This is a genomic window from Tardiphaga sp. vice304 (genome assembly GCF_007018905.1).
In the GTDB taxonomy this organism is placed as follows: domain Bacteria; phylum Pseudomonadota; class Alphaproteobacteria; order Rhizobiales; family Xanthobacteraceae; genus Tardiphaga.
In genome coordinates, this window is sequence record NZ_CP041402.1 from 389,658 (window position 1) to 403,139 (window position 13,482).

13 protein-coding genes are annotated in these 13,482 nt (G+C 64.3%); 9 read left to right on the forward strand and 4 right to left on the reverse strand.

Annotated features, from left to right (window positions below):
* Positions 1–85 precede the first annotated feature (85 nt).
* The 4 genes from FNL56_RS01770 (at position 86) to FNL56_RS01785 (ending at position 5,873) form a co-directional block, all read left to right on the forward strand.
* Positions 86–1,309, forward strand: coding sequence for an aminotransferase class I/II-fold pyridoxal phosphate-dependent enzyme (locus FNL56_RS01770; RefSeq protein WP_143571308.1), 1,224 nt, complete (start codon positions 86–88; stop codon positions 1,307–1,309).
* A 25-nt stretch (positions 1,310–1,334) separates the two neighbouring features.
* Positions 1,335–3,830 carry a DNA translocase FtsK gene (locus tag FNL56_RS01775; protein WP_143581736.1) on the forward strand — a complete coding sequence of 832 codons (2,496 nt, stop codon included), beginning with the start codon at positions 1,335–1,337 and terminating at the stop codon, positions 3,828–3,830.
* A 176-nt stretch (positions 3,831–4,006) separates the two neighbouring features.
* Positions 4,007–4,846 (forward strand): outer membrane lipoprotein carrier protein LolA, encoded by an 840-nt coding sequence (locus FNL56_RS01780; RefSeq protein WP_143577423.1) that lies wholly within the window; start codon positions 4,007–4,009, stop codon positions 4,844–4,846.
* A gap of 211 nt (positions 4,847–5,057) precedes the next feature.
* Complete coding sequence (locus FNL56_RS01785) at positions 5,058–5,873, forward strand: exodeoxyribonuclease III (RefSeq protein ID WP_143571311.1); 816 nt, start codon at positions 5,058–5,060, stop codon at positions 5,871–5,873.
* A gap of 122 nt (positions 5,874–5,995) precedes the next feature.
* Here the strand turns inward: FNL56_RS01785 and FNL56_RS01790 are convergent, their stop codons facing one another.
* On the reverse strand, positions 5,996–6,673 hold the full coding sequence (locus tag FNL56_RS01790) for a GntR family transcriptional regulator (RefSeq protein ID WP_143577424.1): 678 nt from the start codon (positions 6,671–6,673) through the stop codon (positions 5,996–5,998).
* 174 nt (positions 6,674–6,847) lie between these two features.
* Between FNL56_RS01790 and FNL56_RS01795 the strand changes: the two genes are divergently transcribed.
* The 4 genes from FNL56_RS01795 to FNL56_RS01810 all read left to right on the forward strand — a co-directional run bounded on the left by FNL56_RS01795 (position 6,848) and on the right by FNL56_RS01810 (position 10,734).
* The gene (locus tag FNL56_RS01795) at positions 6,848–7,471 is read left to right on the forward strand and encodes a TRAP transporter small permease (RefSeq protein ID WP_143571313.1); all 624 of its coding nucleotides are present in this window, start codon (positions 6,848–6,850) and stop codon (positions 7,469–7,471) included.
* A complete protein-coding gene (locus tag FNL56_RS01800) occupies positions 7,471–8,736 on the forward strand; it encodes a TRAP transporter large permease (RefSeq protein ID WP_143571314.1) in 1,266 nt (421 codons plus the stop codon). Before FNL56_RS01795 ends, FNL56_RS01800 begins: the two co-directional genes overlap by 1 nt.
* A 19-nt stretch (positions 8,737–8,755) precedes the next feature.
* Positions 8,756–9,739 carry a TRAP transporter substrate-binding protein gene (locus tag FNL56_RS01805; RefSeq protein ID WP_143581737.1) on the forward strand — a complete coding sequence of 328 codons (984 nt, stop codon included), beginning with the start codon at positions 8,756–8,758 and terminating at the stop codon, positions 9,737–9,739.
* 68 nt (positions 9,740–9,807) lie between these two features.
* A complete protein-coding gene (locus FNL56_RS01810; RefSeq protein ID WP_143571316.1) occupies positions 9,808–10,734 on the forward strand; it encodes a dihydrodipicolinate synthase family protein in 927 nt (308 codons plus the stop codon).
* 1 nt (position 10,735) lies between these two features.
* Here FNL56_RS01810 and FNL56_RS01815 read toward each other — a convergent pair whose 3' ends face one another.
* On the reverse strand, positions 10,736–11,185 hold the full coding sequence (locus tag FNL56_RS01815; protein WP_143571317.1) for a Crp/Fnr family transcriptional regulator: 450 nt from the start codon (positions 11,183–11,185) through the stop codon (positions 10,736–10,738).
* Between the two features lie 68 nt (positions 11,186–11,253).
* Positions 11,254–11,940, reverse strand: coding sequence for a response regulator transcription factor (locus tag FNL56_RS01820; RefSeq protein ID WP_143571318.1), 687 nt, complete (start codon positions 11,938–11,940; stop codon positions 11,254–11,256).
* Between the two features lie 199 nt (positions 11,941–12,139).
* Between FNL56_RS01820 and FNL56_RS01825 the strand changes: the two genes are divergently transcribed.
* Positions 12,140–12,709 (forward strand): L,D-transpeptidase family protein, encoded by a 570-nt coding sequence (locus FNL56_RS01825; protein ID WP_143571319.1) that lies wholly within the window; start codon positions 12,140–12,142, stop codon positions 12,707–12,709.
* Between the two features lie 29 nt (positions 12,710–12,738).
* On the opposite strand, the gene FNL56_RS01830 is transcribed toward FNL56_RS01825, so the two are convergent.
* Positions 12,739–13,443 (reverse strand): YggS family pyridoxal phosphate-dependent enzyme, encoded by a 705-nt coding sequence (locus FNL56_RS01830; protein ID WP_441351323.1) that lies wholly within the window; start codon positions 13,441–13,443, stop codon positions 12,739–12,741.
* Positions 13,444–13,482: the final 39 nt, after the last annotated feature.

A 13,482-nucleotide genomic window follows, 5' to 3' on the forward strand; every position in this document is an offset into this window, starting at 1 on the left:
CCTTAACCTCGGCGTATCATGGTGGCTCAATCATGTTGGGTTGACCGTTCAAGCGGTCGGCCGCTCCCGTTAACTGGCTTCCAGGATGGCTATGACCGCTTCTTCCCGCGCGGCCCACGGTGCGAGCGCTTCCGCTGGCCGCGACAGCGAACGCTCGCCGTTCGCGCGGCTGACCGAACTGCTGGCGCCGTATCAGCCCGGCAAGCCACTGATCACGCTGTCGCTCGGCGAGCCGCAGCATGCGGTTCCGGATTTCGTCGGCCCGGTGCTGGCGAAACACATTGCCGATTTCGGCCGCTACCCGATCGCCAAGGGTATCGAGCCGTTTCGTCGCGCCGCCGCGGCGTGGATGGGAACGCGCTTCAGCCTGCCGCGTCCGCTCGATCCCGAATCGGAACTGCTGGTGCTGAACGGCAGCCGCGAGGGGCTGTTCTTTGCCGCCATCACGGCTGCGCGTTTCGTCGGCCCGCGTAACGGCACGCCGGCGATCCTGCTGCCCAATCCGTTCTATCCGGCCTATGGTGCCGGCGCCCGTGCCGCCGGCTGCGAAGCCGTGTTCATGCCGACCACGCGCGACACCGGCTTCCTGCCAGACCTCGACGCGCTCGACGACGCCACGCTGTCGCGCACGGTGGCGATGTACATCGCCTCGCCGGCCAACCCGCAGGGCGCAGTTGCGACGCCAGACTACTTCCGCCGGCTGCATCAGCTCGCGCTGCGCCATGGCTTCATCGTGTTGTCCGACGAGTGCTATTCGGAGATCTATACCGGCGCGGCGCCCGGCAGCATGTTGGAACTCGCCGGACCTGACTTCACGAATGTCGTCGCGTTCCAGTCGTTGTCGAAACGCTCCAACCTGCCGGGCATGCGAGTCGGCTTCGTCGCCGGTGACAAGAAATTTCTCGCCGCGTTCCACGAGCTGCGCAATGTTGCCGCGCCCCAGGTGCCGGTGCCGTTGCAGCAGGTCGCGGTCGCCGCCTACAGCGACGAGGCGCATGTCGCGGAAAACCGCCGGCTGTACGGATTGAAGTTCGATCTCGCCGACCAGATCCTCGGCGACCGCTACGGATACAAGCGCCCGGCCGGCGGCTTCTGCCTCTGGCTCGACGTTTCCGCGCATGGCGGCGACGAGGACGCGACGATCCGGCTGTATCGCGACGGCGGCGTGCGCGTGGTGCCGGGTTCCTATCTGGCACGGCTGCAGCCGGGCGGCAGCAATCCCGGCGACGGCTATTTGCGGCTGGCGCTGGTGCAGGACACTGAAACCACAGCCGAGGCGTTGCGCCGGCTGGTTGAAATTCTGAAGTGATCGCAAGGGCCTTGAGCACCACGATATGAGCACCACGATCGAACGCGTGATTCCCCTGGTCGGCCATCTGCCCGCGTCGATTCGCGAGATGCTGGCGCGACGGCTGCGCGAGCTCGCGGGCTTTGCGCTGATCGGCGTCGCCGGCGTCGCCGCCGCCGCGCTGATGACGTGGTCGGTGCAGGATCCGAGCCTCAGCCACGCCACCTCGCGGGCGATCCGCAACATCGCCGGCTATCCCGGGGCGATCGGCGCAGACCTCCTGATGCAAATTATTGGGCTCGGCTCGATCATGCTGATCCTGCCGGTCGCAGTGTGGGGCTGGCGGATGATGACGCACCGGCATTTCGACCGCGAGGCGCTGCGCATCGCCTGCTGGATCCTGTGCACGGTGATCGCGGCGGGCTTCGCCAGCTGCTGGCAGCATGGCGGCTCCTGGCCGTTGCCGACCGGCGTCGGCGGTGTGGTCGGCGATGCGCTGTTTCGCGCGCCGACGGTGGTTTTCGGCCCGGTCGGCTTCATCTATCGCTTCGTGCTCGGTTTGATCCTCGGCAGTGCCATGGTCGCTGCCTTCCTGATCGCCTGCGGCCTCGGCTCGAAGCCAAAGCAAGCGTTCGATCCGATCGAGGAAGACGACGCACCGTTCGAGGAAGAAGACAACGACCGCGGTTCGGTGTCGCTGGGCTGGCTGGTGCATGGCGCGATGAGCGCCAAGGCGCGGATCGGACGGCTGCTGTCGATCCTGTATTCGAAATTCGTCACCTCCGCGCCGGATGCCCGCGCGAGCTCTTTCGAGCGCCATGAGCCGACGCTCGGCGCCCGCCGCTCCAGCCCGTCGATTGCGCCGCAAAGCCGCGATGACGAGGAAGCGGAAGATCATCACGACGTCGAGGAAGAGTTCGACGACGAGGACGAAGAAGAGGAAGAGGCGGCTCCCGTCGCGAGCAAGCCACGCGGCAAGCCGGCGAAGGAGCCATCGCGAAAAAACAAGTCCGGCACCTTCGAACTGCCATCGGTGTCGGTGCTGACGGCGCCGAAGGCTGCCGATCGCCAGCCGCTCAGCAAGGCCGAGCTGGAAGCCAATTCGCGCGCCCTGGAAGGCGTGCTCAGCGACTTCGGTATCCGCGGCGAAATCGTCAAGGCGCACCCCGGCCCGGTCGTCACATTGTACGAACTGGAACCGGCGCCTGGTATCAAATCGTCGCGCGTGATCGGCCTCGCCGACGACATCGCGCGCTCGATGAGCGCGCTGTCGGCGCGCGTTGCCGTGGTGCCCGGCCGCAACGCGATCGGCATCGAACTGCCGAACGCACATCGCGAGAACGTTTATCTGCGCGAACTGCTGACGGTGAAGGACACCAATGACGGCAGCATCAAGCTGCCGCTGTGCCTCGGCAAGAACATCGGCGGCGATTCGATCATCATCGATCTAGCTCGCACGCCGCACATGCTGATCGCCGGCACCACCGGCTCCGGCAAGTCGGTCGCCATCAACACCATGATCCTGAGCCTGGTGTACCGGCTGCGGCCGGACCAATGCCGGCTGATCATGGTCGATCCGAAGATGCTTGAGCTGTCCGTCTATGACGGTATCCCGCATCTGCTGACACCGGTGGTGACCGATCCGAAGAAGGCCGTGGTTGCCCTGAAGTGGGCGGTGCGCGAGATGGAAGAGCGCTACAAGCGCATGGCCAAGCTCGGCGTCCGCAACATCGACGGCTACAATGCACGCCTGCTCGAAGCCAAGGGCAAGGGTGAGGAACTCACCCGCACCGTGCATACCGGCTTCGACAAGGAGACCGGCAAGGCGATCTACGAGGAAGAGAAGCTCGACCTAGAGCCGCTGCCCTATATCGTCATCATCGTCGACGAAATGGCCGACCTGATGATGGTCGCCGGCAAGGACATCGAAGGCGCCGTGCAGCGTCTCGCGCAGATGGCCCGCGCCGCCGGCCTGCACGTCATCCTGGCGACGCAGCGGCCGTCGGTCGATGTCATCACCGGCACCATCAAGGCGAACTTCCCGACCCGCATCTCCTTCCAGGTGACGTCGAAGATCGACAGCCGAACCATTCTCGGCGAGATGGGCGCCGAGCAGCTGCTCGGCCGCGGCGACATGCTGTACATGGCAGGCGGCGGCCGGATCTCGCGCGTGCACGGCCCGTTCGTGTCCGACGAGGAAGTCGAGAAGGTGGTCCGCCACCTCAAGAGCCAGGGCCAGCCGGAATATCTCGAGGCGGTCACCGCCGAGGAGCCGGCCGAGGGCGAGGACGGCGGCGCGGTATTCGATGGTACCAGCATGGGCGCCGATGGCGGCGGCGCGGGCGACCTGTTCTCGCAAGCCGTGGCGATCGTGAAGCGCGATCGTAAGGCCTCGACCAGCTACATCCAGCGCCGGCTGCAGATCGGCTATAACAAGGCGGCGTCCTTGATGGAGCGGATGGAGAACGAGGGCATCGTCGGCCAGCCGAATCATTCCGGCAAGCGTGAGATCCTGATCGAAGAAGAAGAGAGCGGCTTTTGACGCGCCGCCCTCGCGATCAGATTCGGGCGACGGTGACGCGAAATCGCCACAGCGCCGGGTTAGCGCAGACCGGGACGACGGCGGCATCCGCCATCGATCCGGCCGTAATACTGCTCCCCTTTTTGCAGCAAATCGCGGTAAATTGGGCCCCGGAAGCCGAACAGGACGACGCCTCGATGAGACCCGCGACCCATCACGCCGCCAACCGGCCGAGCATTCGCATCGGCACCGCCGGGCTCGTCGCGGCCTTCGTGACCGGCCTGCTGGTGCCGGCCGCCTTTGGCGAGACGATTCCCCTGCCCCGCCCGGCGCCGAAAGTCCGCGGCAGCTTCCAGGTGTCGGCGGCCGAGCCGCCGGCTGCGCCCCGGCCGTCGATGACGCTCGCCGCCGCCAGTAACTCGGCGCCACCCAATCCGGTGATCCCCGACCCGCGCCGCAACGTGCCGGCCAATTTCTTTTCCAGCTTCGACGCCACCCAGAAAGCCCAGGCTGGCCGGGTCAGCGCCTATCTGTCGTCGCTGAGCACGCTCACCGGTAATTTCGTCCAGGTCGGCCCGGACGGCAGCCGCACCAAGGGCGATTTCTACATCCAGAAGCCCGGCAAGGTGCGGTTCGAATATGACGCGCCGACCACCATCGCGATGGTCGCCGACGGCTCGTCGCTCGCGGTGCGCGACACCAGGCTGGCGACCCAGGACATCTACCCGCTGTCGCAGACCCCGCTGCGTTACCTGCTGTCCGACCGCATCGACCTGCTGCGCGACACCAACGTGGTCGCGATCACCGGCGACGAGCTCTATACCTCGGTGACGATCGAGGAGAAGAATGCGCTGGTCGGCACCTCGCGGCTGATGCTGATGATCGGCACCAAGGACGGCCAGCTCAAGCAATGGACCGTCACCGACCCGCAGGGCTATGACACCACCGTGGCGATCTACAATCTCGACACGTCGAAGAAGCCCGATCCGTCGCTGTTCAAGATCGATTTCACCAAATATCCCGGCGGCAACAACTAGCGCTCTGAAGTTACTGTAGCTCTTCCTTCTCTTCTCCCCTTGTGGGAGAAGGTGGCGTCGACGAAGTCGGCGTGGGATGAGGGGGGTTCATCGGCCTCCGGGCGTGCGGCTACCCCTCACCCGTCTCGACCGCCCGTGCGAAGCAAGCTTCGCAAGAGCGGTCGATCCACCCTCTCCCACAAGGGGAGAGGGGAAGAACCTGCGGTCCCCCATGCAATTCAAGCTGACGACCTGGAACATCAATTCGGTGCGGTTGCGCATCGAGCTCGTGGCGAAATTCCTTGAGGAGATGCAGCCCGACGTGCTGTGCCTGCAGGAGACCAAGACGCCGGACGACGCGTTTCCGCTGAAGCGGCTGAGGCAGCTCGGCTATGAGCACATCGCGATCCACGGCCAGAAGGGCTATCACGGCGTCGCCATCATCTCGAAACTGCCGTTCGAGTCCAGCGACGTCCGGGTATTCTGCAACAACGTCGATTCGCGTCACATCTCGGTGTCGTTCGGCGAGAAGGCCGGCATGACGGTGCCGCTGGTGGTGCATAATTTCTATGTGCCGGCCGGTGGCGACATTGCCGATCCGGTCGCCAATCCGAAATTCGCCCACAAGCTGATGTTCCTCGACGAAATGAAGGCCTGCGAAGGACTGCATCCACGCGGCGAGGCGCGCCACATCCTGGTCGGCGACCTCAACGTCGCGCCGCATGAGAACGACGTCTGGTCGCACAAGCAGCTGGTCAAGGTCGTGTCGCACACGCCGATCGAGTGCGAAAAGTTGCTGGCGGTGCAGGCCGAGGGCAACTGGATCGACGTCGCCCGGGCGCAGATCCCGCTGTCGGAAAAGATCTACACCTGGTGGAGCTATCGCGCCGCCGACTGGACTGCCGCCAATCGCGGCCGCCGTCTCGACCACATCTGGGTGTCGTCGGCGATGCGCGACATGATCCGCGAATTCGCGGTCACGCGCGAGGCGCGTAGCTGGGAACGACCGTCCGACCACGTGCCGGTAACGACGGTGCTGGAGCTGTAGGTAGCTGTCGTTCCGGAGCGCGGACGGCGCCAGCCGACCGCGAACTGGGAAACTCGACATGCGACACACTTCGAGATTCCCGGTTCCCTAGGAGGAAGCTACTTGCGCCCCGGAATGACAGCCTAGGTCGACGCCGCGCCTTTTCGCCCCACCACGCGCAGCAAATCCCGACGCACCGCTTCGATATGGCGTTCCAACAAGCGGCAGGCGTCCGTGACCTTGCCGGCCCGGCACAGTTCGATCAGCTCGGCATGCTCCGTCTCGGCGGTGCCCATCGACGCCGTGGTCGAGAGCTGCACGCGGGTGTAGCGGTCGCTGGTCTGCAGCAGCGAGGCGACGATCGACTGGGTGCGCGGCTGCTCGGCGCGGACGTATAGCGCCATGTGGAAGTCGGCGTTCAACTGGCCCCAGTCGCTGACGTTGCGTACCGCGATCGCGCGTTCGAACCCCGCCTGAATATCGTCGAGCCGGGTGAAATCCTCCGCCTCGAAGCGCGGCGCCGATTGCGCGAGCATGCGCGGCTCCAGCAGGCAGCGCAGGTCGAACACGTCGTTGATCTCGATTTCGCCGAGCGACAGTTCGGCGACGATGGCGCCCTTCTGTGGCACGATGCGGACCAGCCCCTCCGCTTCCAATTGAAACAGCGCCTCGCGCACCGGGATCCGGCTGACGCCATAGGCTTCGCCCAAAGCATCCTGGCGCAGTTGCGCGCCGGCCTTGTGGGTGCCGTCGAGGATCGATTGCCGAAGCTGGTCGACGATCGCGGCCGAGAGGGTCCGATGCTTCAGGGCGCTCATCATGACTTCCGTTCGCGGCTTGGCCGCAGCGACTTGTTGATGCCTCTCGCCGCCAATGCTCACCCAACGCGCAAAATTGGAAAAGGTGCAGATTTGTGCATATTCTGGTTTGACACCCGGATTGTATAAATTATACGATCCGGGAAAGCATCACATTTGTTGCATTTCGGGGCGCTCATGGTCGATCAGACGATTTCACCCGCCCCGAGTTCCCCGCTGTGGCGAGCCATCATCAAGGCGTCGAGTGGGCTGTTGACGATCGAGCGGTACGCTCTGATGGGCCTGATGTGGCTGCTGACCGCGCTGATCCTGATCAACGTCGTCACCCGCTACACTCGCTTCCCGCTGTACTGGATCGACGAATCGGCGGTGTATTCGGTGGTCTGGCTGACCTTCATCGGCGCATCCGTGATGACTCGGCTGCGGCTCGATTTCGCGGTGACGATGCTGACCGAGAACCTGTCGGCGCGGAACCGGAAGATCGCCAAGGTGATCTCGACAGGCTTGGTGGTGGCGTTCGGCACGGGGCTGATCATCACCTGCGTGCTGTGGATGGACCCGATCGGCATCGCCAGCGCGGGCTTCGACGCCCGCAAGTTCGCCGGCGCCACCTTCAACTTCCTCTACACCGAACGCACCCAGACGCTGAACTGGCCGACCTGGGCGGTTTACCTGACGCTCCCGATCTTCGCCGTGTCGATCACCATCCACGGCATCGCCAACCTGCTCGAGGATCTCGAATGGGTGCCGCGAACGCCGCCGAAGGGCTTCGAGCTTTCCGAACTCGACGGGGTGAACTGATGCTCACCTCGGCTGCCTTTATGGTCTTCATGCTGGTCGGCGTGCCGATCGGGCTCTGCCTGTGCCTGTCCGGCTTCGTCTACATCATGGCGTCGGGCAATCCGGTGCTGTTCCAGTCCTACCCGCTGCAACTGTTCGGCGGCGTCGACAGCTACGGCCTGATCGCCATTCCGCTGTTCATCCTGATCGGCGAGATCATGAACGGCGGCGGCATCACGCGGCGTATCGTCGACATGGCGATGGCCTTCGTCGGCTCGCTGAAGGGCGGTCTGGCCTACGTCAATATCCTCGCCAACATGTTCATCTCCTCGATCCTGGGATCTGCGACCGCGCAGGTCGCGATCATGGCGCAGATCATGGTCCCGGAGATGGAGAAGAAGGGCTACGACAAGACCTTCGCCGCCGGCCTCACCGCCTATGGCGGTATGCTCGGCCCGATCATCCCGCCTTCGGTGATGTTCGTGGTCTACAGCGTGCTGGCGCAGGTTTCGGTCAGCGACATGCTGATCGCCGGCATCGTGCCGGGCGTCATCCTCACCGTGATGTTCTGCGTCGTCATCGCGCTGATGGGCTATGTCTACAACTATCCGCGCGCCGACTATCAGACGCCGCGGCAGCGTATCCGAACCATTCTGGTCACCTGTCCGACGCTGCTGATCCCGATCGTCATCGTCGGCTCGATCCTCGGCGGCCTCGCCAATGCCACCGAGTCCGCCGCGGTCGGCGCTGTCGCAGCGGCGTTAATCGGCCGGTACTGGACGAAAGAGTTCCAGTGGTCGCATCTGCCGCAGATGATGCTGCGGTCCGGCATCTATTCGGCGATCGTGCTGTTTCTGGTCGCGGCGGCCGCCGTGTTCTCCTGGGTGCTGATCTTCGGCAAGGTGCCGCAGGAGACCGCGGCCTGGATCCAGACCGTCGCGCACGATCCCATCAGCTTTATGCTGATCTGCAACGTCATCCTGCTAATCATCGGCACCGTGATCGACGGCATTCCCGGCCTGATCATGACCGTGCCGATCCTGTTGCCGGTCGCGACCGAGATCTATCACATCGATCCCCGCCACTTCGGCGTCGTGGTGGTGATCAATCTCGTGCTCGGCCTGCTGTCGCCGCCCGTCGGGCTGTGCTTCTTCGTCGCCGCCGCCGTCACCGGCGCCAAGCCCGGCAAGATGTTCATCGTCACGCTGCCGTTCTTCTTCATCTCCTGCATCCTGCTCGTGCTGCTGTCGCTGTACCCGATCCTGTCGCTCGTCCTCATCAACTGATCCAACACGGAGCCCTGCCATGCGTATGTCCCGTCGCCACTTCCTCGCTGCATCCGCCGCCGTGCCGCTGTTCGCGCCATCGCTGGTGCTTGCACAGGCCAAGGAGTTTCGTCTCGGCCTGATCACGCCGAACGGCCATTCCTGGAACAAGGCGGCCATGAAGCTCGGCGAGGACCTCAAGGCCGCCAGCAACGGCCGGCTCACCATGACGGTGTTTCACTCCGGCCAGCTCGGCAATGAATCCGCGATGATGCAGCAGCTCCAGACCGGCGCGCTCGACATGGGATTCATCCAGGCCGCCGAACTCGGCTCGCGCGTGCCGCATATCGCGGCGATCAACGCGCCCTATATTGTGCGCTCGACGCCGGCCGTCGCCAAATTCGTACGCCATCCCGCGGCGATCAAACTGTTCGACGTGCTGCCGCAGGAGACCGGCACGATCGGGCTCGGCTGGGGCATCACCGGCATGCGCGCGATCTTCTCGTCGAAGGATCTCAACAGCCTCGCCGACATCAAGGGTATGAAGCTGCGCATCAACCCCACGCCGGTGTATCGCGACTTCTATTCGTCTCTGGGTGCTGCGCCGACGCCGATCCCGACGCCCGTCGTATTCGACGCAATGGCCAACGGCCAGGTCGACGGGCTCGAGGCCGATCTGGAGTTCTCCTGGAACCAGCGCTTCGACAAGGTATCGAAAGTGATCCTGCAGATGAACGCCGTCTTCATGCCGATGGCCGCGGTGGTTTCGGGCCGCGTATGGCAGGCGCTGCCCGCCGCCGACAAAGAGCTGATCACCAAGCTCGTGAAGCAGAATCTCGATGCGCAGATCGACGAGCTGGCCGGCAACGAGCCGAAGCTGATCGAGAACTTCAAGAACGCGCCGATCCCGATCCGCCAGGTCGCCACCGCCGATACCGAAGCCGTCATTGCCGAGTTCGACAAGATCTGGCTGCCGAAAGCGCCGGTGCTCGCCGAGCTGCGCAAGGTCGGCGCCACGCTCTGATATCACCGCCTGTCCCGTCTCACCCGGCGGAGCGCAGGCTCCGCCCGCGATTTTCTTTGGAGTCCTCAATGAGCCCGCGCATTTCCTGGGAAGGCGTCTTCCCCGCCGTCACCACGCAATTCCACGACGACCTGTCGCTTGATCTCGACTCCACCGCCAAGGTGATGGAGGGCCTGATCCGCGACGGCGTCTCCGGCCTGATCATCTGCGGCTCGGTCGGTGAAAACACTTCGCTGGAGCGTAAGGAGAAGATCGCCATCATGGAGACGGCGAAAGCGGTTTCGCGCGGCCGCGTGCCGGTCTTGTCGGGCATCGCGGAGTTCACCACCGCCTTCGCCGTCGAGACCGCGAAGGAAGCCGCCAAAGTGGGCATCGACGGCATCATGGTGATGCCGGCGCTGGTGTATTCGTCGAAGCCGTTCGAGACCGCCGCGCATTTTCGCGCGGTGGCGAGCGCCACCGACCTGCCGGTGATGCTCTACAACAATCCGCCGATCTACAAGAACGACGTCACGCCCGACATCCTCGCCACACTGGCCGATGTCGACACCGTGGTGTGCTTCAAGGATTCGTCCGGCGATACCCGGCGCTTCATCGACACCCGCAACATGGTCGGCGATCGCTTCGTCCTGTTCGCCGGCCTCGACGACGTCATCGTCGAGTCGGTGGCGATGGGCGCGGTGGGCTGGGTGTCCGGCATGTCGAATGCGTTTCCGCGCGAGGGCGAGACGCTGTTTCGCTTGGCGCGCGCCGGCCGCTTCAAGGAGCTGATGCCGCTGTACGAATGGTTCATGCCGCTGCTGCATCTCGACGCGCGGCCGGATCTCGTCCAGTGCATCAAGCTGTGCGAGCAGGTCATCGGCCGCGGCACCGCGCTGACCCGCCCGCCCCGCCTGGCGCTATTGCCGCACGAGAAGGCCGAGGTCGAGGCGATGATGGCCAAGGCGCTGGACAACCGCCCGGTGCTGCCGGATGTCGGGCTGAAGGCGGCGTGAGTTACAAACTCAGTTTCGAGCCCACCAGCATCACATCGCTCGCGAGCTGGCTGACGCGGGCGGCCATGTCGTCGCGCAGGCGGCGCGCGGCGGCGGGGTCGCTTTCGAGCACGCGCTGGAACACGCCGCGGGTAACGCGGATGACGCTGGAAAATTCCAGCGCCACCGCGCTCGATGGCCGCGGCATGGCGACCAGCAGAGCCAGTTCGCCGATCAGCGTGCCCGGGCCCGCGATCGTCTCATAATTGGTGCCGTCATCGAGGGTGACGCGAAACGAGCCGCGCTTGACGATATAGCCGCAATCGGAATCGTCCCCGGCGCGGAACAGGACCGCTCCGCGGGCGAATTCGAGTTGCTCGGAGCCGATCGCGAGCACGCGCAACGCCGTGTCGCCCAACAGGCGCATTGTCGGGACGCTCTCGAGCAGAGCAAGGTCATCATCGATCGACATGCAGGACCGTGAGAGCGGGACGCATCAACAAAGCCAACCACAGCGACGAATCGGCTTCTGGAATCGTATCACGGCACCAGCTTGTAGCCACCGGCTTCCGTAACCAGGATTTCCGGGTTGGCGGCATCGTTCTCGATCTTCTGGCGCAACCGGTAGATATGCGTCTCCAGCGTATGGGTGGTGACGCCGGAATTGTATCCCCAGACCTCCTGCAGCAGCGTCTCGCGCGAGACCGGCAATTGCCCGGCGCGGTACAGGAAGCGCAGGATCGCGGTCTCCTTCTCGGTCAGCCGCACCTTCTTGGCGTTGGCACCGGTCAGCATCTTGGAGCCGGGGCGGAAGCTGTAGGGGCCGACGGTGAACACCGCGTCCTCGCTGGCCTCGTGCTGGCGCAACTGGGCGCGGATCCTCGCCAGCAACACCGCAAAGCGGAACGGCTTGGCGATATAGTCATTGGCGCCGGATTCGAGACCTAAAATGGTGTCGGAATCGGTGTCGTGCCCGGTCAGCATGATGATCGGCGCCTTGAAGCCGGCCTTGCGCAAGCTGCGCACCACTTCGCGGCCATCGGTATCGGGCAGGCCGACATCCATCAACACCAGGTCCGGCGAATTGGCCTTGGCGGCCGAAGCGCCCTTGGCGCCGGTATCGACGGCGGAGGCCTCGAACTCTTCATGCAGCGACAATTGCTCGACCAGCGCCTCGCGCAAATCAGTATCGTCATCCACGATCAAGATCTTGCGGGCATTGGGCATTGCGACAATCCTTTGGGCGGCTGAGCGGTGGAAGCGTCCGACAAGCTGACCGTCAGTCAGAAATCATGACGAAGTTTGAAATCGCCGGATATCCTAGCGCATAACCGGCTGCATTCCCGAAGCAATGTCAGGGAACGCGCCGCGCCGGCGCAGATAGAACATTTGCGGTGAATAGAGCAATACGGACTCGGCGATTCGGATGGGAAGCCTTTTCATTTCAGACACTTATCGAACAACCTTACGTGACCGGCCGGTTTCGGCGATCCGCATTCGCGCGGCTGCCGGTAATCCGCGCCGCGGCTGGCTGATCGCGGAACATCTGGTGATACCGGTGGCGTTAGGGCGCGGCGGAATCAAGGCGAACAAACGCGAGGGCGACGGTGCCACCCCGCGCGGCATATTTCATCCGCTGCGGCTGTGGTGGCGCGCCGACCGGCACAGCCGGCCGCGAACGCGCCTGAAGGTCCGCGCCATCACGCCGGCGGACGGCTGGTGCGAAGACCCCGCCGACCGGCATTATAACCGCCCGGTCCGGCTGGCGGATCATTCCGCCGCCGACCGGCTACGCCGCGACGACCATCTTTATGATTTCATCATCGAAATCGACCAGAACACCCGACCGCGCATCGCCGGGCGTGGCAGCGCCGTGTTCCTGCACCTGGCGCGACCAGGATACGGCCCGACGGCCGGTTGTATCTCCATGAAGCGGTCGGCCATATTGCAACTATTGGCACGGATCGGGCCGCGGACTAGAATCTTAATAGGGTGACTTGAGATTGCAGGTAAGGTTTGACTGCCTTACCGTTTCCCGAAAATCGCCGACCCCACCCGCACATGCGTCGCGCCGAACTGGATTGCGATCGCGAAATCGGCGCTCATGCCCATCGACAGCCCTTTGAGGCCGTTGCGGGCGGCAATCCTGGCGGTCAGCGCGAAGTGCGGCGCCGGAGCGTCATCGACCGGCGGAATACACATCAGGCCGGCAATGGTCAGGCCATAACCGTCGCGGCAGCGGGCCAGAAACGCGTCCGCGTCGCTGGGGGCGATGCCGGCCTTCTGCGGCTCCTCGCCGGTGTTCAATTGCACGAACAGTTCCGGCGTCCGCTGCTGCGCCGCGATCTCCTTCGCCAGCGCCTCGCACAGGCTCGCCCGGTCCACCGAGTGGATCGCATCGAACAGAGCGACGGCTTCCTTCGCCTTGTTGGACTGCAAGGGCCCGATCAGATGCAGCGCAATTCCGGGTTGAGCCGCCTGCAGCGCCGGCCACTTGGACTTAGCCTCCTGGACGCGATTTTCGCCGAACACGCGCTGTCCCGCTTCGATCACCGGACGGATGGCATCGGCCTCGAAGGTCTTGGAAACCGCGATAAGTGTCACGGAAGACCTGTCCCGGCGTGCTTCATTGCAGGCGCGGAATACGTCGTACTCCACGGCGGAGAGTCCGTCGGTTGGTAAAGAACGCGTTAAGTCACCCGCGTTTTGCACTGCATTATTTTCAACCAAGGCGAGAACTTTCGGTGAGATCGGTCGAATTTTAGCTAA